At 40.6% G+C, this 18,309-nt stretch carries 19 protein-coding genes; 17 read left to right on the forward strand and 2 right to left on the reverse strand.

Annotation, left to right across the window (positions count from 1 at the left end; genetic code table 11):
* The first annotated feature begins 62 nt into the window (after positions 1-62).
* The 13 genes from E7303_RS09220 to E7303_RS09275 all read left to right on the forward strand — a co-directional run bounded on the left by E7303_RS09220 (position 63) and on the right by E7303_RS09275 (position 9,210).
* The gene (locus E7303_RS09220; RefSeq protein ID WP_026495897.1) at positions 63-275 is read left to right on the forward strand and encodes a DUF6462 family protein; all 213 of its coding nucleotides are present in this window, start codon (positions 63-65) and stop codon (positions 273-275) included.
* A gap of 13 nt (positions 276-288) precedes the next feature.
* The gene (locus tag E7303_RS09225; RefSeq protein ID WP_292144956.1) at positions 289-1,530 is read left to right on the forward strand and encodes a site-specific integrase; all 1,242 of its coding nucleotides are present in this window, start codon (positions 289-291) and stop codon (positions 1,528-1,530) included.
* A 573-nt stretch (positions 1,531-2,103) separates the two neighbouring features.
* Positions 2,104-2,376: a DUF6462 family protein gene (locus tag E7303_RS09230; RefSeq protein WP_292144957.1), complete on the forward strand. Its 273-nt coding sequence runs from the start codon at positions 2,104-2,106 to the stop codon at positions 2,374-2,376.
* Positions 2,373-2,681, forward strand: a complete 309-nt coding sequence (locus tag E7303_RS09235) for an excisionase (RefSeq protein ID WP_292144958.1) — start codon at positions 2,373-2,375, stop codon at positions 2,679-2,681. The genes E7303_RS09230 and E7303_RS09235 overlap by 4 nt, the downstream gene beginning before the upstream one ends.
* Complete coding sequence (locus E7303_RS09240) at positions 2,674-3,456, forward strand: ParA family protein (protein ID WP_292144959.1); 783 nt, start codon at positions 2,674-2,676, stop codon at positions 3,454-3,456. Before E7303_RS09235 ends, E7303_RS09240 begins: the two co-directional genes overlap by 8 nt.
* Before the next feature lie 13 nt (positions 3,457-3,469).
* Complete coding sequence (locus E7303_RS09245; protein ID WP_292144960.1) at positions 3,470-4,393, forward strand: ParB/RepB/Spo0J family partition protein; 924 nt, start codon at positions 3,470-3,472, stop codon at positions 4,391-4,393.
* A gap of 22 nt (positions 4,394-4,415) precedes the next feature.
* Positions 4,416-5,483 (forward strand): DUF6017 domain-containing protein, encoded by a 1,068-nt coding sequence (locus E7303_RS09250; protein ID WP_292144961.1) that lies wholly within the window; start codon positions 4,416-4,418, stop codon positions 5,481-5,483.
* Positions 5,484-5,563: 80 nt separating this feature from the next.
* Positions 5,564-5,839 carry a helix-turn-helix domain-containing protein gene (locus E7303_RS09255; RefSeq protein WP_330601650.1) on the forward strand — a complete coding sequence of 92 codons (276 nt, stop codon included), beginning with the start codon at positions 5,564-5,566 and terminating at the stop codon, positions 5,837-5,839.
* A 5-nt stretch (positions 5,840-5,844) separates the two neighbouring features.
* Positions 5,845-6,138 (forward strand): hypothetical protein, encoded by a 294-nt coding sequence (locus E7303_RS09260; RefSeq protein ID WP_292144962.1) that lies wholly within the window; start codon positions 5,845-5,847, stop codon positions 6,136-6,138.
* Between the two features lie 135 nt (positions 6,139-6,273).
* Positions 6,274-8,001: a hypothetical protein gene (locus E7303_RS09265; protein ID WP_292144963.1), complete on the forward strand. Its 1,728-nt coding sequence runs from the start codon at positions 6,274-6,276 to the stop codon at positions 7,999-8,001.
* 18 nt (positions 8,002-8,019) lie between these two features.
* Complete coding sequence (locus E7303_RS09270) at positions 8,020-8,337, forward strand: hypothetical protein (protein WP_292144964.1); 318 nt, start codon at positions 8,020-8,022, stop codon at positions 8,335-8,337.
* A gap of 20 nt (positions 8,338-8,357) precedes the next feature.
* The gene (locus E7303_RS18165; protein WP_442861649.1) at positions 8,358-8,492 is read left to right on the forward strand and encodes a zinc-ribbon domain-containing protein; all 135 of its coding nucleotides are present in this window, start codon (positions 8,358-8,360) and stop codon (positions 8,490-8,492) included.
* The gene (locus E7303_RS09275; RefSeq protein WP_292144965.1) at positions 8,485-9,210 is read left to right on the forward strand and encodes a hypothetical protein; all 726 of its coding nucleotides are present in this window, start codon (positions 8,485-8,487) and stop codon (positions 9,208-9,210) included. The genes E7303_RS18165 and E7303_RS09275 overlap by 8 nt, the downstream gene beginning before the upstream one ends.
* Before the next feature lie 142 nt (positions 9,211-9,352).
* On the opposite strand, the gene E7303_RS09280 is transcribed toward E7303_RS09275, so the two are convergent.
* Complete coding sequence (locus E7303_RS09280) at positions 9,353-10,291, reverse strand: hypothetical protein (RefSeq protein WP_292144966.1); 939 nt, start codon at positions 10,289-10,291, stop codon at positions 9,353-9,355.
* 218 nt (positions 10,292-10,509) lie between these two features.
* Entirely contained in the window at positions 10,510-14,226 is a 3,717-nt protein-coding gene (locus E7303_RS09285; RefSeq protein ID WP_292144967.1) for a DEAD/DEAH box helicase, read from the reverse strand.
* A gap of 365 nt (positions 14,227-14,591) precedes the next feature.
* Between E7303_RS09285 and E7303_RS09290 the strand changes: the two genes are divergently transcribed.
* The 4 genes from E7303_RS09290 to E7303_RS09305 are packed head-to-tail and all read left to right on the forward strand — an operon-like array spanning position 14,592 to position 18,293.
* On the forward strand, positions 14,592-15,776 hold the full coding sequence (locus tag E7303_RS09290) for a DUF5688 family protein (RefSeq protein WP_292144968.1): 1,185 nt from the start codon (positions 14,592-14,594) through the stop codon (positions 15,774-15,776).
* A gap of 59 nt (positions 15,777-15,835) precedes the next feature.
* Positions 15,836-16,024 carry a hypothetical protein gene (locus tag E7303_RS09295; protein ID WP_292144969.1) on the forward strand — a complete coding sequence of 63 codons (189 nt, stop codon included), beginning with the start codon at positions 15,836-15,838 and terminating at the stop codon, positions 16,022-16,024.
* Entirely contained in the window at positions 16,021-16,500 is a 480-nt protein-coding gene (locus E7303_RS09300; RefSeq protein WP_292144970.1) for a PcfB family protein, read from the forward strand. Before E7303_RS09295 ends, E7303_RS09300 begins: the two co-directional genes overlap by 4 nt.
* The gene (locus E7303_RS09305; protein ID WP_292144971.1) at positions 16,497-18,293 is read left to right on the forward strand and encodes a VirD4-like conjugal transfer protein, CD1115 family; all 1,797 of its coding nucleotides are present in this window, start codon (positions 16,497-16,499) and stop codon (positions 18,291-18,293) included. The genes E7303_RS09300 and E7303_RS09305 overlap by 4 nt, the downstream gene beginning before the upstream one ends.
* Positions 18,294-18,309: the final 16 nt, after the last annotated feature.

Below are 18,309 nucleotides of genomic sequence, written 5' to 3' on the forward strand. Positions count from 1 at the left end.
TTCATGAATTACAGCCAAGTCTAATTTCATAAAACGTCTTTAACTTTGCAGAAAGGAATCAAATGGGCAATGACATTGCTACAGTAAAAGAGACTAAAGCAAAGGCGACAAGACTGATGCGACTCAAAGAAGCTTCGGAGTATTTTAAGGTCGGCAGAGCAACTATGAAAAAGTTGGCAGAAGCCTGCGGAGCTTATTATCCACATAGTAAGACGCTTGTTTTTGTGGATCCGGAACTTGTAGAGGAGTATTTACGAACCGCGAAAAAACGGTAGTTATGGAGGAAGAATGGCAAATTCAAGAAAAGACTTGAAAGGTAACACCCTCTTCCGCGGAGAACATCAGAGAAAATCAGACAAGCGTTATATGTATATCTACACCGATCCTATTGGCAGGAAGAAATACATATATGCAGATAATCTGTTAGAACTTAGACGGAAAGAGGACAAATTAAAAAAGGATCAGCTGGATGGACTTGATATCTATGCTGCAGGCCTTGCAACCATCAATTCTACATATGACAGATACATTTCAACAAGGATAGACCTGAAGGATTCGACACAGAGCAACTACGAATATACTTACGAGCGATATGTCAGAGATGACTTCGGAAAAAAGAAACTTGTTGATGTAAAGTATTCCGATGTGTTGCAGTTCTACACCTTTTTACATTCGGAAAGGCATCTTTCATTTTCTACTATTGAATCTGTAGATGGATTGTTGCATCCAACATTCGAGTTGGCTGTAAGAGATGATATAATAAGAAAGAACCCGACCGAAGGAGCAAAGAGAGAACTTGCAAAGAGACTTCCCAAGACGGAAACGGAAAGGCAGGCACTTACTCCGGAGCAACAAAAAGCCTTTATGGAATATGTTGCTATGAGCCCGGTGTATTATCATTGGTGGCCACTTTTTACTGTACTTCTTGGAACAGGGATGCGAATTGGAGAATGCACTGGCCTTCGTTGGCAGGACATCGATCTGAAAGAGGGATGGATAGATGTTAATCATACACTGTCGTACTACCCTCAGAAGGGTTCACGCACATCACAGTTAAGGATCTCAACACCTAAGACCAAAGCAGGCTGCAGAGTAATTCCTATGATGGATGTAGTAAAAGATGCATTCAAGTTTGAAAAGGAAAACCAGCTTGCAGGCACAGGCTACAATCAGACAGTAGTAGATGGTTATTCAGGATTCATTTTCCAAAACAGATATGGCTCAGTAATGAGCGCTGCCTCAGTGAACAAAGCAATAAAGAGAATTTACAATGACTACAATCACGAGGAAGAGCTTGATGCCATTAGGGAAGATAGGGATCCGATAATACTTCCGCATTTCACATGCCACTATCTGAGGCGTACCTTTGCAACCAGGCTCTGTGAGGTGGAAGATAATCCTAAAGTGATCCAGGCAGTGATGGGACACAAACAGATTTCTACTACATATGAAATCTATGCTGATTCGTCAGATCGGAGAAACAAAGAATCAATCAATAAGCTTGCAGCAAAGCTTAATGGCGTTTTCTAAAATGGTACTCCGAAAAGAATTTTTCTGACAAACCTAAATTGACAAAACAACATTTTGACAAACGAGCATTTTAGCCAGAGGAAAAGCGCGAAAAAGGTACAGATAGTATACGCAGAATTAAGGACGATATATCGCGACTGATATAGCCTATGACAAACGGCTGACAAACTGTAGCAGATTTCAGCTGAGTTCAGAGGTGTTCAGACGCAAGGCTTGATTGGTACTCTTATGTATATCAATGCTCGTAAAGGTACTCAAATGATCACAAATGCTTATGCGGTCGGATTTTTCCCGACACTTAAGAGCACCAAGCAGTAAACCGCATAACCACGCGGATTACAGACTATCACATCATTTTACTGCAACCCTACTGCAACAATTTGAATAGGCACGCAAGGGAATAAGCGGGCAAAAATTCGTTGCATCAATCTTAGATAATTCAATTACTGAACTCATTTTTAGAGTCATTCTTGAAAGAAATTTCGAGAATGGCTCTTTTTGTTTTTGTAACATGCATGCCTGACTCCGGTAACAGGAATTCATCCCAAAAATAAAACATGAAAGGGGTCTCATATGGAGAACGAAAATGAAGAGTACCTGGAGCTTGAACGAAAGCAGGAAATACGTAATAAGGCCAGAATGTACCGCAGAAAATATATCAGATACAAGGAGGCTGAGTATATCTACGGCATTCAGCACAAGAAGCTCTTGGAGCTGGCTGACAGAGCCGGAGCACTCTACAGGATAGATGGATATGTGCTCATAAACGTAGAGATATTCGAGGCTTACCTTGAGAGATTCCATCAGCCACCCAAGATGACAAAGACGGGAGGCAGGAAGAAATGAGCGGATGCATCTGGAAATTCTCACAGTACCTTGATGATGAAGACATAATGTTCGCCCAAAGGTTCTTTGTTACTTACAAGATTGCAGGTGAGTACTACGAAATAGGCGAAAAGGCAATGATACGAATGGCTTGGGCTTCCGGTGCTGTGTACAAGATCGGGAAAAGAGTCCTGATAAGAAGAGATATTTTTGAAGAATATCTCCGGGAGCACCAAAGACAGGTAAACAAGCTCATCGAAGGCGATGAGGAGAAACTATTAAAAAGCTTTGAAGCAAAGGCAAAGGAGGAACATGAAAATGAGTAAGGTTATTACAATCGCAAACCAAAAGGGAGGAGTCGCAAAGACGACATCGGCAGTGAATTTAGGAGCAGGTCTTGCTGCAAAGGGAAAGAAAGTTCTTTTACTGGATACGGATCCACAGGGTAGTCTTTCCATCTGCATGGGGCATCATGAACCGGACAAGCTGGATGTAACAATAGCAACAGTAATTGAGAAGCTTGTTAATGAGGAGGATATTCCTGAGGGATATGCAATATTGAAGCATTCCGAGAATATCGACCTGATCCCATCAAACATTGGTCTTTCTGCAGCGGAGGTCTCACTTGTAAATGTCATGAGCAGAGAGCTTGTCCTGAAGGATTATGTGGATCAGATCAAGGAGCAATATGATTTCGTGATTATCGACTGTATGCCATCACTCGGAATTATGACAGTAAATGCTCTTGCCTGTGCAGATACAGTGCTTATTCCGGTACAGAGTGCTTTTCTTCCGGTTAAAGGTCTTCAGGCGCTCATCAAGACCATCTATACAGTAAAGCGTAGGCTTAATTCAAAACTTGAAATAGAAGGCATTCTGCTGACGATGGTAGATAGCCGCACAAATTATGCAAAAGATATTGTGGCTGAGGTAAATGAGGTATATGGAAAGAGCCTTCCGGTATTTCCTGTAGAGATACCTCTTTCAATCAGAGCAGCAGAAACAAGCGCGGTCAGCAAGAGCATTTTTGAACATGATCCCAAAGGCAAGGTTGCAGCAGCTTACTCAGCACTTACAGATATCGTGCTGAAGAATGCATAAGGAGGATGAGCAGATGGCAGTTAAAAGAGAACAGATCAAATTCGAGTCAGTGGAGCAGCTTCTCGGAGCTCCAATAACAAGCGAAAATACTGTTGAGATTGAAATCAACCACATCACTCCGTTCAAAGGTCATCCCTTCAAGGTTATAGATGACAGCCGCATGGAAGAGCTGGTAAAGAGCATTGCTGTAAATGGCGTCCTTACTCCTGTGATTGTAAGAGAAAGCACAGATCCCGGCAAATACGAGATGATCTCCGGTCACAGAAGGATGCATGCTGCCAAGCTTGCAGGACTTATTACGATACCTGCAGTGATCAAGAAATACACTGACGATGAAGCCGTTATAGCCATGGTGGACGCTAACGTCCAGAGGGAAGAGATTCTTCCAAGTGAAAGAGCCTTCTCCTTAAAGATGAAGCTGGCAGCTATCAGCAGGCAGGGTGAGCGTACTGATTTAACTTGTGGCAATAATTGCCACAAGTTGGATGATGCAAGAAACAAGTCCAGAGCTATAGTTGGCAAGGACGCAGGAATGAGCGAGAGATCAGTTCAGAATTACATAAAACTGACAGAGCTTGTTCCAGATGTACTTAACCTCGTAGATCAGAAGAAAATCGGCGTGACTGTTGGAGTTGATATCGCCGGATTTGATAAAGAACTACAGGGCTGGATTTACGAGTATTACAGAGATAACAACTTTTTAAAGCCTGTTCAGATACAGGCACTGAAAGATACACCGAATATCGAGAATATCGCCCAGAGAACCATGATTCAGATAATGAATGATGCTCTCCCTGAGAACAAGGGCAAAACTGATGGCAAGGTCACTCTTTCAGAAAAGAAACTAAACAAATACTTTCCACCACATTTCAGCAGCAAACAGAGAGAAATGGTAATCGTTGGCCTGCTTGAAAAGTGGCACGAAGAACAAAAATAAAACATGTTGGGAGGAACATTCCGTGGGTAAAAAACTTGATTTAAACTACTTCTATGGTCAGGAGTCTGACCAGTTCAACTTCATAAGGATTCCAAAGCCTCTTTTATATGATCCCATGTATAAAGAGGTAACTCTGGAGGAGGCTGTCACTTATTCCATGCTTCTCGACAGAATGAGCCTGTCTATCAAGAACAACTGGTTTGATGAACTTGGCAGGGCATATGTATACTGCTCAATAGAAACTATAATGGAGTTTTCAAATCGAGGTAGAAACAAAGCCGGGGATATCTTAAAGCACCTTGATGAAATTGGTCTCATTGAAAAAGTCCTTATTCCTGGCAGAGGTCTCAAGATCTATGTCAAAAACTTCATCCCTAAGGATGCACCAAAATTTGCAAATCAAACTTTGTGTAAAACAGAGGAAGTATTATCTGGAATGGAAGAGGCTGCTGAAAACTACGATAATTACGAAGAGGCTGTCCCAAATTCAAATGGGGGTGTTTATATTCTAAATGACCCTGCCCATGAAGTAAACAGCCCTGTTTGCGAAGTAACTGACACCCTTCCGCAGAATAAATCCGGGGTCGTTTATTTTTCAAACACAAATAAGAACAATATAAATAATAACATTCTTAGTAATACCAAATCTAATCAGACCATATCAATCATTGACAACAGAACCAAGAAGGGATTGGAAGGGGATGAGACGGGATATGCAGAAGTCATTCGTGAGAATATTGATCTTGATTCTCTCAAAGAGCGCTTTCCCAGTGATGCAGACTTTATCCAGGGATTATATGATCTGATTCTTGAGACAGTCCTTACCAAGAACGATACCATCGTTGTTGCCAGCAATGAGTACTCTGCTAATTTTGTCAGAGGCAAGCTCCTTAAGCTCAACTACTATCACATCAAGTATGTGCTTAACTCTTGGAAGTCAAAAACTGATAAGCCAAGGAATATCAGAAAGTATCTGTTGGCAGCTCTGTTCAATGCACCTAGCACCATGGGAGCAAATATGCAGGTGGAAATAAATCATGACAGGGTAATGTTCGACGATGCAGATCTTGAGTGGGCTTGTGACAATTGAAATGTTGACAAAGTACGCAATGCGTATATATAATTAAATTAGCAACAAAAAGCATTGCGTACTTGGATTGGAGGCGCATTATGAAAAACGATTATAAGCTCAACATTGAAGGGCTGGACTTGCTCATTGAATATGACAAAAAGGATGTTAAGAAGGACCAGGTTGATCGGATCCAGGCATACGAGATCAAGGCTGTCCGGGAAAAGACAGGCATGAATCGCAAGGATTTTGCCAACTGGCTGGGCATTCCTTACAGAACAATCTCTGACTGGGAGCATGGAGAGAGAAAGATGCCTGATTATGTTTTGAGACTCATAGCCTACAAGGTTAAGATGGAGTACGTTGAAAAGAGGTGATCTGAATGTTCGTACTGAAACTGTTGATGAAAGTATTATTGCTTCCGGTATATCTGTTTATAACGTTTATCACATTTATGGTGAACTTCGCATCAGTGATGGGATCCGTAATCGTGGGACTGTATTTCTTCCTCATGATTCTCCTGCTCCTATGGATGGGAGTTCATCATGACTGGCTCGGAGTTGGAATCGGACTTGGATTCAGCTTCATAGCATATCTTGGAAGCGTAGCTGCTCTGGCAGTGAACGGCCTTCTGCAATCGCTCTCTGATAAGATGGGAGCAGTGATTTTTTCTTAATAAGCCCACGGAATGACTGCATGGTAGTGTAACAGCTACTGTGCAGTCTTTTTTTATTTCTGCAGAAAGTATATAGTAAAGAGAATCTTAGAGTATAATTATGATTGTGGTCATAAATGAAAGTGGGCAGTAATCATGGGTAAGTTTATTGATTTATCAGGTAAAAGATTTGGTCATTGGACAGTAATCGAAAGAGATAATGATATCGAAAAAAAGAATATATATTGGAAGTGCCAATGTGACTGTGGGACAATTAGGAGCGTTTCAGGTACAAGCTTAAGAGGCGGTATCTCTGTTTCCTGCGGATGCGATAAAGATAAGAGAACTTCCATCAGAACAAGGAAGCAGGTAGATGATTTAACTGGAAAAAAATTTGGTTATTGGACTGTTCTTGAGCAGGATTTATCGGATAGTTTAACTTCTAAGCGCGGCGCTAGGTGGATTTGCCGATGTGATTGTGGGAAAATTAAAAGTGTCTTAGGATATGCACTTCGTTTTGGGCGTTCTACATCTTGTGGCTGTAAAAACGGGCCTTCAAAGATCATAGACTTGACAGGTAAAAGATTTGGGAAGCTTGTCGTACTACGAAAAGATGATATTGAAAGAAATGATCATAGAGGTGCAAGATGGATTTGTAAGTGCGATTGTGGGAATGAGATTTCTGTTTTAGCCGGCAGGTTAAAGAGTGGACAAACAAAATCTTGTGGATGCTTAAGACAAGATAATAATAAATACAGAAATGATGATTTGACTGGACATGTGTTTGGAAGATGGACAGTATTAAACAAGGATAATTCGCAAAAAGGACATGGGACCGCATATTTGTGTAAGTGTGAGTGTGGAACTATAAGAATTATTCCAAGACATTCATTAATACAAGGTTTTAGTAAATCATGCGGTTGTGGAAGGTCTGTACCTAAAAAGGATTTAACAGGACGTAAATTTGGAAAGTTGACAGTTATTGGTATTGACAGAGAAAAATATGGAAGTGGCATCTATTGGAAATGCCAGTGCGAATGCGGTGAAATAGTATCGCATAGGACAGGTGCTCTCGAAAAGGGTGATGTAATATCCTGCGGATGTGAGAGCAGGAGATTATCTTCTGAAAGAAATTTCATGGATTTATCCAATAAACGCTTTGGGCGACTTGTTGCATTGGAAGTCGATCATAAGGAAACAGATAATAATGGCAATTCTGAATATTATTGGAAGTGTTTGTGTGATTGTGGTAATACTATTGTTGTTCAGACATCTAGCCTAAGAGGAGGGTCTACGAAGTCATGCGGATGCCTTCAGAGCGAAGCCTCTGCCAACCGAGCTAAAGATCGTACAATAGATTTGATTGGAAAACGGTTTGGAATGCTGACTGTTATTGAAAGAGTTAGTGTGTCCAATGACGGTAGGTTTGAAAAGTGGAAATGTATTTGTGATTGTGGAAATGAAAAGTTGGCGGATGGCTATTATTTGAAAAAAGGCATGATTTCTTCATGTGGTTGCCTAAAACAATCAAAATACGAATTGTATGTTTTACAATATTTTAATGAAAAAGGCTATGAAAGTCCTATTAATTATGAGTATCAAAAGAGATTTGACGATTTGAGAGGTTACGCCGATGGCAAGCTTTCTTATGATTTTTCTGTGATTAAAAATGATAAGTTATATGCGCTTATTGAATGCCAAGGACAACAACATTATATGCCTGTTGGAATGTTTGGCGGCGAAGAACAGTATGCAAAACAACAACTACATGATGGAATAAAAAAAGAATATGCTGAAAAGCTGAAAGTTCCACTGATTGAAATCCCTTATACTGTTGAATCTTATGAAGAAGTAAAAGTAATATTGGAGAAAGCAGGCATTTAAAGAAAGGAAGGTGCTTTTATGATACCAGTTAAACTGACATATGGTAATGAAGGGCTTAAAGAAATAAAGGATTTTTTAAAAAACAATTATCATGAGGGTTATACTTTATCTGTTTTCAATAATCTTGAGCAGGCCACAGTCGAAATAGCTTGTGATTTTGATAGCATGGATGAAGTGATTACGTACATGACTAATGTGGAACATGATTTTCCGGAATGGATAGGCGTAAATGAATTATCTGATTCATATGTTTTAGGGATGAACTTTACTAGAGGAACTATAAAAACTCCTTCAGTCTGTGAGTGGAAGAATGGACGACTGGTTAGTGTTACTTAATAAGTTTACATACCTGAAAGATGTTTAGTGTTACGTGGCAAGTGTCATGGAAATGTTCTGAATGCGGTTATGAATGGGATAACCTAATAAGAAATAGGACTAGGAATCCAGGATGCCCTAAATGCAAGAACGATAAGAGTAAAAACTATGAGTGAAGCGATTTTTGAGAGTGTAGAAGACTTCTTTAATTGGAGATTGAATAACTCTGATGCTAAGATCAAGCAAACAGTAGAAGAATACAATAAAGAAAAGACCGACAAACTTGGATGGACAGACAAAGAGAACTTTAAAAGAACTGATGTATTATACTCTTTCTTGCTTATATATCAGTTGGGATTGAAAGTGACGGATAATGACGTTTTTACTGAGATTTACAAGCAGGAAAAAGCCAAGATGCCTAGAAAACGCTTAAGCCAAAATAGTCCGGCATTTCTACATACTTGTAGTATTGCTCCAGAGTTTAGAAAGTTCAATGAATCCGAAGAGTTGAATGCTTTTCTGAAAGTGTACTTCTCTATTGGAAATGTGATTCCTATTTGGCCTGGTGGAAATACTGCGAGAGGGGTAATGGGGCTGTATGATATTCCAGAGATTTTCTTTCGCATATATTCAGAGTGGACACAACGCCTTATTGAGCTATATCCCAATGCTTGCCTTGGAGCGGTGACTCGTTCTGATTTTATGGTGCAAAGGAAGCGAGAAAATGGCTATAACATCAAGTATTATGACAGGATTTTTGAAACAAAGAAGCAGTTCGAGGAGCTCGTTATGGATAACAAACAAGCTTATTATGATTATCTTGTTAGACGTCGTTCTGTGATTGAATCAAGAGAGTGTGAATTAAACAATATGATGGACTATAAGCAGCGCTGACATTTATTTCATGAGTGGAGCAGCCAATTTGCTAATGCTTCAGTATGATATTTCCAACATGCGCCAGTGAAGGTGAGATATAAGAGCATAGCCTAGCGAAAAAAGAAGGAGCTGTGAGTTTGATCACAGCTCCTTGGTAGTATTATTTGTCGAATGCTTTATCAAACATTGTATCTGAATAAGCCATTCCATTTTTCTTTCGTTCAAATGAAATCTTAGCATTTGCTTTCAAGTATGGCACATTCCAAAATACTGCAAGTTCCGATATTTCTGGAAGATCTTCATAGACACGGGCTGCCATATCGCTGCTATACATATCAAGCATCTTTTTAGATGTTTTTCCCGTGTTTTTCTGTTCCCAAGTAAGATTTACAAGTGCAATATAGTCTTTCTCGTCGTCTGTACCAAGATTGGGATTTATTGTTATACTGTCAATCTTTGTATAAGTGTAATATTCATCAATGTATGCCTGAATCTGCTTCTCGACTTTTTCTTTTTCCTTATCAGCATCAGAATACTGATCAGCTATCTTCTTGATATCTTCATCTGAGGCTTTATCAGTATCTTTTGCAAAGGTGGTTGATGAATAATCGTCTTCTGGTGTTATAGTAATACTTTTATCGAGCGTAACAGCAAACAATGCCCTAACAACTTTTGAACTACCAACGGAAGCATCTTCAACTGCGTTACCAGTCATGTTTTCACCATTTTTACCAATAACTTTTTGAACCGCTTCACTTTGAAGTTTTGGAAGACTCATAGAAACAGACAAATCGAAATCGCCAGACAATTTATTACCCTTATTTGAGAAGCCTTCAGATTTACCTTTGCCATTTTTAATGGTAACTTTTGTCTGCCCAGTATATTTGCCTGTCTTGTTATAATCACCAGCACTTAAAGAAAGCATTAACACTGTTTCATCAGGCAAATTGGTTTCTATTTCAAATACAACAGCGTTTTTATCATATTTTCCGGTAACATCAATAGAAACATCAAGCTTATCATTTGCAGCCTGAACTGGTACAGAAAAACAGGTTAGAAATATGACCAAAGAAATAAGAGTAGCAAATAATCTCTTCATATCGATACCTCCATGTAATATCAATACAGGTGCATTTATCATTATAGCAGTCAATTATAAATTATTTGTTGATTATATATAAAAAATGAGGGACTTTGAAAAGTGAGAGTATTGAAGTTGATACTATATACGCGTATCAAAAAACGGTGATCCAAAGACCACCGTTTACATGCATTAAAAAGACTTACACAGCCACATGACTCTTTCATCGCTCGCTGTTATCGATATTTCTCAAGCAGCTCCCGTGCCATATTTACGCACATAGACCTTTTCCAGGCGTTTGAATCACCTATTATGTACAATCTATATTTAGCTCTGGTAACGGCTACATTAACAATATTTTTGTTAACAAAAGATATTCCGGTATTCTTATCACTGTCATCGCATCCTAAAAGGAAAATTACTTCATTAGCTTCTTTTCCCTGGAAAGTATGTACTGTACCAATCTTCTTGTATTCATAATCAAGCATGTAGCCCATGTTTATCTTGGTATTAGGATGATCTTTGCAGTACTGCTTTATGTAGTCTTTGATTCCTGAAACTACCGTTACAAATGGGCTAATGATATAGATGTTTGGTTCGGGAGTTTTACTGAATGCAACCTCCAATAGTTCGCATACCTTTTCTCCCTGGGCATCTACGAAATGACTACCATTTCCTTTTTCCTTGCCGGTAACATCTATCCATTCTGACTTCTCCTTTATAAATGTACTTTTTACGGAATCCTTTGGATTGCCGGTTTTCTTTTTCATAATGCCATTGTAAGAAATTACATTTGAAATATCATACATTGGCGATATACATCTTCTATGAACAACCAAAGGAGAACCAACCCATTCTGAGCCGCCTTCTCCATTATCCAGATTTGTCCCAAGGCAATTAAGAGTGTCAGCGAAGCTCTGTACAGAAATCGTTTTGCTCTTATAAAAATTGAGATCAGTATCATTAAAGGCCAGTTTTAGCAATGCTAAATCATCAGTAACTACTGGCTCTATTTGCCGTGGATCTCCTACAATAATTGCTTTTCTGCTTCTGTACAATGCACCTACAGCCATCTGCGGCTGGGCCTGCCCGGCTTCATCTACAACAAGAGTCCCAAGCATACCAGGTTTCTTAACATCCCGAAGAAAATTCCCAACAGAAGCAAAGGTTGTAGATATTACCGGTACGAACAGGAATAGTGTCTGCAATACCGCTGGAACAAAGTTATCCTTATCTTGCGGGGCAAAGTCTATTTTTTTACCATCATCACCCATCCGGACGCCCCAATAGTGGCCTAATGTTTTGAAGTTGTCTCTGCAGTGATTGGATGATAGCACAAATTCTTTATTAAGCCTCATAGCAAGAGCAAATAGTTTTTCACGTTCTCTGTTATATTGTTCCGTTAACCAGGGGTTTGCTACCTGTGCATCAGTTGATGACTCATCATCAGAGAGCAACTTATTGATATAATTATCATCTGCTATTGTGAGCTTTCTCATGCAGTCATTTTCATCATACTCATTAAGGAGCTCCTTATATGTATCTACGGCTTCGTGGTATGTTTTTTCGCGTGATGTTACACTTTGCTTCTCGTTTTCAATGTTTTGGGATAGATTATCTATGCATGTCTGCTTTTGCGCTATGGCACCGGTGATTTCATCATATTTAACACTGTATACATAACGCTGACTTTGTATTTCTGCCTTTTCACTACTTACTTTTTCGATTGATTCTGTAACAGAGTTTAAGTCTTCCTGTTTTCTTTCTGCCTCAGATTCATAATTATCTGCCAGACGATTTGCAGCTTCATATTTTTTTCTGTTAAAAAGCTTTGTAAGAAAGGAAACAGAACTTCTGGTATTAAAGGATTGTTCGTTATTTTCTTTTATCTGCTTATAAAGATTCTCCTTTTGGAGATTCAATTCCTTGTCTTCGGACTCTAGTTTATCCAAAAAATTAGACCGTTTATCCAACTCGATTAGGATTTGGTCTCTATTCTTTTCAATTTCATCGAGTTCTGACTGCTGTAACTTTATTTGTGAGAGAATATCTTTTGTTTTGGCATCATATTCTGCATTAGCTTCATTAAGACGCTGCTTACTTGTTGCGCATCGTATCATTGCTTCCTGCAACTTGCCTAAATCCTTTTGAAGAGCCTCGACTACACTTAACTGTTCATTAAATGCTTGTTTAGCTTCAAGGTATTTCTTGCGTCTTTCGACTGCGGATTCCTTTATCTGGTAGAAATCCATATCAATTTTAATGAGAGCACTATTATAAAAACGTGAAATATTTGATCTTTTACCAAGAGGGGCAGCAATCAGTCCCCATGCATTTTCATCGTCCAGAAGATCCCGGGCATATTTAGTAAAATAAACATCTCGGTATTCTTCTCCAGTTCTAGTTGTTTCAAGATTATCGGATTTTTGAGGATCAAATAAACATGCGATCTCTGTGAGCTTATCCTTTAATTCATCTGAATCATCTGGCAAGGGGCTTAAATCGGGAATTATGTTTTTGGGTAATTCCTTTGAGATGTTTTCAACAGCTGCATTATTACAGGAAGTAACAAGCATGCTGTAATCATTGATTGCATCATCTTTAAAGGAATACCACTTTTGAACGTATTGCGAATAGGCATTGTTTTGCTTGTCACCATGCAAAAAGTTATGTGCCTCAAATGCATCGTCGGGATTGTCATGCTTTGCCAGAAGGATTGCTCTATTTACTATATTTCCTACAATAACCTCTTTAAGAAGGGTTGTTTTACCTGTTCCTGGAGGTCCATTTACGGAGAAGATATTTCCGTTGCCGTCAGTTACATCTTTGACGCTGTGTAAAGCCGCATTGATTGCTACCTCCTGCATCATGGCAGGCATAAACCTTGAAGGCCATTTGCCTAGTGGGGCAACATCAGGCCTAAGTAGCATATTAAGCACCAATTTGTGAAAATAGCGGTTGTCGTTATTTGGTTTAATAAGATCTATCTGCTCATGTTCACTATTTGAAGCAATTTCAATATAACGAAGGAGGTCATTAGTCATATTGCCAGGTTTTGCAAGCTCATTCTTCTTGCATTTTTCAAGAACCATATTTATATCAGCAGAGAAATAATCGTGACTAAGCCCTAGATAATTATCATCTTCCTTTTTATCCTTAGTTGCCTCATCTAGAAAGAGCTGAAAATACAGACCATATACCTCTTCATATGCATCTGTGTTATCGTCCGTGATATTGACTGCATCTTTTACGTATTTATCTACAACGTATGAATAAAGTTGTTTTATGGACGCCAATTTCACTGACTCAACAGCCTGCCCTTTTATCGAAAGATTTTCCTTGTTCTGATCGTTAACATCACTGGTGTTTACATCCGAACTAACATGTCTTTCAATATTTTTATCAAAGAACTTTTCTTCGATATCTTTACAGTCTAAGCTATAATCCTTTGCTTTTAGATTTTCAGTCAAATCGCCATTTGTGTCTTCCAGCTTGTTCATGGCCCAGAGTACAGGAGATAAGGAGAGTGATTTTTCTTTGAATTTTCCATCAGAAGTAATCTGAATGCTTACCATGGCTATCTTTTCGTTGTTTTTCTCAGGCCGTTTGGGTAAGCTGTTAACATCAGCTTTAATCAACTTGGATATTTGTTCAATACAGCAATCTCTTTTTACTTTACCTATATAAAAAGAGATATCGCCCCATACTTTCATCCCGCACTTTATAGCTTCATCGCTAATAATTTGATGCAAGTCTTTTTCTATATCATTTTCAGTGAGCCTTATGAATGTCTCAAGACTGTTGCTAAATGGCTGGCGGCGCGCGACTTTTTCCTTATGCCTTCTGACTTTGTTCATAATGTCATAATTGTCCGGATATTTATCCTGAGATAAAAACTCAACCGCAAACCAGTAGTTTAAGACTTTTTCTGCAAGTGTATTTTGCTTTTCCATATTGCTATGCCCTCCAGGCAATAAGATTCAGAGTCAAACGACATTTACAATTATACAAAATATCAAGCCTCATGTAGAGCATTTATGAATAAGTTGAGGTTCAAATATCGACTTGAGTCACATTGAGTCCATTTGAGTCTCTGTGATGCCACATTGAGTCTTTCTGGTTATTTACGAACTTTTTTCAGTATGATATTGTTATAATGCACCAAGAAATGTGAGATACGAAATCACACATTCCCTGGTGCTTTTCTTTTGCGCAAAAGAGCCCGGCAAATACGAGGCGCTGGTTTGTGATCTATACGGTCACAGGTCGGCGTCTTTTTTGTTGCCACAAATAACAAATCATATGGAGGAAATGAAAATTGGATTTTGAAGAGTTTAGAGAGCAGTTCAAAGATGATATTGCTGAGAGACTTTATGGCGATGGCTACGGCAGCATGGAGTTCCAGGATCAGGAGACAAGAAAGGTCAATGAGAAGTATGAGAGCACCTGCATTAAGCCGGAGGGCAGCAACGTTGGTGTGAACCTCAATGTTGAGGCTGCCTACAAAGCTTATCAGGACGGCACACCATACGATGAGATTGTTGATAGCACAATCAAGGTTGTCGAGAACGGCTTCGACAACATGCCAAGAGGCGACTTTGAGCAGATCAAGAATTATGACACTGCCAAGGAGCGCCTCACAATGGAAGTTGTGGCTATTTCCGGTAATGAGGAGATGCTTGCAAACCTCCCTCATAAGGAAATGGAAGACATGGCTGTTATCTACAGGCTCGATGCCAGTGATATCGCCGGCCAGAACGCTTCAATCGTTGTGACTAATCAGATGGTTGACAGCTACGGCATCACTCCTGAGCAGCTTCATGCGGATGCGCTTAAGAACGCGCCTGAGATAAAGCCTGTTGTTATCGAGGGCATGGCTGAGGTGCTTGCAAAGCAGATGGGTGTTGAAGACCTTGAGATGCTTGGCCTTAACATTCCACCTGAGCAGGAGAAGATCTTTGTTGCTTCTGTAGAGGGTAATGTCCATGGCGCCGGTGTCATTGCGTACACCGATTTTATGGATCAGGCTGCAGAGCGCGTCGGTGGCGATTTTTACCTGCTTCCATCTAGCCGGCATGAGGTTTTACTTGTGCCCGATGATGGAACTATTGACCTTAAGTCTCTTGAGAACATGGTCCGCGAGGTAAATGCAACCACAGTCAGTGCAGAGGACAAGCTCACCGACAGTGTGTATCACTACGACTCACAGGAAAAGGTCTTTGAGCTTGCTGAAAAGTACGTTGATCGTCAGCGTGACATCGACAAGGCTGAGACTGCGGAGAAGGAAGCAGTGAAACCGGACCCGGAGGTTCCACCAAAGGATCCTGTAGCGCCTGATATCAAGGCATCTGTGGACAAGGCAGAAGCCAAGGCTGAGGGAAAAGAGACAGAGCCTACCGAGAGAAAGTCGGTACTGGCAGACCTTAAGGCCAAGAAGGAGCAGGTCGCAGCCCAGCCAAGGAAAGAAGTAGATAAGTCCAAGCATAAGAGCCAGGAACGATAACAAATCACCAGGGGTGCCAGCAGAAATGCCGGCACCCTTTATCTTAGGAGGAAAAAGACATGTCACAGGCATATAACAGAGAAGTATACAGCGGCGGAAAGGTAAGTCTTGGCTGCACTAACGAGCCGTCACTTGCAAATGTAACACCACATAACTGCAAAACACCCTGCGTTTATGGGAAAGCAACACCATTCTGCTTCCCATGCATGGCCAAGATCCTTGGTGAGACCAGGAGGAAAACAGCTTGATAAATGAAGAAGTAGCAAAAGAGAGTATCCGGTTTGCCTTCAACATTTCAAGGCTCACCATTCATGCTCTCATCAAAGGTCTTCGTGAGGCACATAAAGTGCTGAAAGATAGCAAGGACAAGACCGGTAAGGGGCAGCAGACTGTGAAGCAGCTCATCAAGCAGGGGCAGGGTGCTACAAGTCTTGAAGTCAGTGGCGAGTCCATGAGGCAGTTCAAGAGACTCTGTAATAAGTATGGTCTGGATTTTGCCATTGTAAAGAACAAGGAGAACGATCAGGCCAGATATACAGTCTTTTTCAAGGCAAAAGACACTGATGCCATAACCCGCGTTCTGGATGAGTACACGGCTAAGCTCATGAAGAAAGAAGCCGGGCTGGAAAAGCCCAGCACACTTAAGAGACTCCGTGAGCTCAAGGCAAGGTGCGACAAGATTCCTCATAAGAACAAGCACAGGGCAAAGGAGCAGGCACGATGAAAATAACTATTGATAGAAAGACCAAAAAAATGGTCCTTCTTAACGCTCCGTATGTACTGGTAGGACTGTTCTGTACTAACCTTGGTGAGGCTTTCAGGATTGCATCAGGTAATAACCTTTCAGAGAAGATACAGGGGATGGTGATATATGGCGGCTTTTCAAAGGCTTTTGCCAATATGGCGCCAAGCCTCCATCCTTTTGATATTCTCTTTGGAGCCTGTTGCGGCGTAGGCCTGCGACTTGCTGTTTACATCAAGGGCAAGAATGCCAAGAAGTTCAGGCATAATCAGGAATATGGTTCTGCAAGGTGGGGTAAGCCCGAGGATATTGAGCCCTTTGTGGATGAGAAATTTGAAAACAATGTGATTCTCTCTCAGACAGAGCGCATTACCATGAGCAGCAGACCATCGGAGCCAAAGTATGCCAGGAATAAAAATGTCCTGGTTGTCGGTGGTTCAGGTTCCGGTAAAACACGTTTTTTTATAAAACCGAACCTCCTGCAGATGCATAGTTCCTATGTTTTGACTGATCCGAAAGGCACTCTGATTCGAGAAGTTGGGATGGCATTTTTGAGAAAGGGGTATAAAATAAAAGTGTTCAACACCATCAATTTCTCTAAGTCCATGAGATATAATCCGTTTGAGTACATCCATTCGGAAAAAGACATCTTGAAGCTCGTAACTACGCTGATTGCCAACACAAAAGGCGAAGGAAAAGGCGGCGATGAATTCTGGGAAAAAGCCGAGAAACTGCTGTATACTGCGCTTATCGGCTACATCTATTATGAAGCTCCCAAGGAAGAGCAGAACTTCGCTACACTACTGGAATTTCTTAATTCCATGGAAGTAAGGGAAGACGACGAGTCATTTAAAAATGCCATCGATATTATGTTTGATGAGCTCGCAGCCAAGAAGCCCGAGCACTTCGCAGTAAGGCAATATGCCAAATATCGCCTTGCGGCCGGCAAAACAGCCAAATCGATTCTTGTGAGCTGCGGTGCAAGGCTTGCTGCATTTGATATAGCAGAGCTTCGTGAGATCACCAAGTATGATGAACTGGAGCTTGATAAGATAGGAGATGAGAAGACAATCCTGTTTCTGATCATGTCAGATAATGATGCAACCTTCAATTTCCTAATATCCATGGTTTACAGCCAGCTCTTTAACCTGCTGTGCGAAAAGGCAGATGATGTCTATGGAGGAAGGCTTCCTGTTCATGTAAGATGCCTTATTGATGAGGCCTGCAACATCGGACAGATACCAAACCTTGAAAAGCTCATGGCAACAATCCGAAGCCGTGAGATATCAGCAGCCCTTGTCATTCAGGCAAAGTCGCAACTTAAGTCAATCTACAAGGATAACGCGGACACGATTGTAGGCAATTGTGACAGTCAGATTTTCCTTGGAGGTTCGGAACAGACTACTCTCCGGGACCTTAACACCCTTTTGGGAAAGGAGACCATTGATCTTTATACCACCGGTGAATCCAGGGGAACATCGGAGAACCACAACACCACCTATCAGAAAAAAGAGCATGATCTTATGAGTATTGATGAGCTCGCTGTTATGGATGGCAACAAATGTATTGTTCAGGTGAGAGGCGTAAGGCCTTTCTTATCTGATAAATATGATCTTACACGGCATCCCAACTATGGGCTTACAGCCGATGCAGACGAGAGGAATACCTTCAACGTACAGGATTTCCTCGATCACAAGTTAATATTGAAGCCTGGTGACAGCTACAATGTCATCAAAGTACCGGAGGAAGATAAAAGCCAGCAGAAGAGTCGCTAAAGGGCTCATCAGCGGG

Origin of the sequence: Butyrivibrio sp. (assembly GCF_015056685.1) — a bacterium.
Classification (GTDB): domain Bacteria; phylum Bacillota; class Clostridia; order Lachnospirales; family Lachnospiraceae; genus Butyrivibrio.

Excerpts from the sequence above, each read along its gene's own strand:
- E7303_RS09275 (WP_292144965.1), top strand. The coding sequence starts at position 8,485 with ATGAGTGAAGCGATTTTTGAGAGTGTAGAAGACTTCTTTAATTGGAGA.
- E7303_RS18165 (WP_442861649.1), top strand. The coding sequence starts at position 8,358 with ATGTTTAGTGTTACGTGGCAAGTGTCATGGAAATGTTCTGAATGCGGT.
- E7303_RS09220 (WP_026495897.1), top strand. The coding sequence starts at position 63 with ATGGGCAATGACATTGCTACAGTAAAAGAGACTAAAGCAAAGGCGACA.
- E7303_RS09280 (WP_292144966.1), bottom strand. The coding sequence starts at position 10,291 with ATGAAGAGATTATTTGCTACTCTTATTTCTTTGGTCATATTTCTAACC.
- E7303_RS09240 (WP_292144959.1), top strand. The coding sequence starts at position 2,674 with ATGAGTAAGGTTATTACAATCGCAAACCAAAAGGGAGGAGTCGCAAAG.
- E7303_RS09295 (WP_292144969.1), top strand. The coding sequence starts at position 15,836 with ATGTCACAGGCATATAACAGAGAAGTATACAGCGGCGGAAAGGTAAGT.
- E7303_RS09260 (WP_292144962.1), top strand. The coding sequence starts at position 5,845 with ATGTTCGTACTGAAACTGTTGATGAAAGTATTATTGCTTCCGGTATAT.
- E7303_RS09235 (WP_292144958.1), top strand. The coding sequence starts at position 2,373 with ATGAGCGGATGCATCTGGAAATTCTCACAGTACCTTGATGATGAAGAC.
- E7303_RS09285 (WP_292144967.1), bottom strand. The coding sequence starts at position 14,226 with ATGGAAAAGCAAAATACACTTGCAGAAAAAGTCTTAAACTACTGGTTT.
- E7303_RS09265 (WP_292144963.1), top strand. The coding sequence starts at position 6,274 with ATGGGTAAGTTTATTGATTTATCAGGTAAAAGATTTGGTCATTGGACA.
- E7303_RS09225 (WP_292144956.1), top strand. The coding sequence starts at position 289 with ATGGCAAATTCAAGAAAAGACTTGAAAGGTAACACCCTCTTCCGCGGA.
- E7303_RS09230 (WP_292144957.1), top strand. The coding sequence starts at position 2,104 with ATGGAGAACGAAAATGAAGAGTACCTGGAGCTTGAACGAAAGCAGGAA.
- E7303_RS09255 (WP_330601650.1), top strand. The coding sequence starts at position 5,564 with ATGAAAAACGATTATAAGCTCAACATTGAAGGGCTGGACTTGCTCATT.
- E7303_RS09270 (WP_292144964.1), top strand. The coding sequence starts at position 8,020 with ATGATACCAGTTAAACTGACATATGGTAATGAAGGGCTTAAAGAAATA.
- E7303_RS09305 (WP_292144971.1), top strand. The coding sequence starts at position 16,497 with ATGAAAATAACTATTGATAGAAAGACCAAAAAAATGGTCCTTCTTAAC.
- E7303_RS09245 (WP_292144960.1), top strand. The coding sequence starts at position 3,470 with ATGGCAGTTAAAAGAGAACAGATCAAATTCGAGTCAGTGGAGCAGCTT.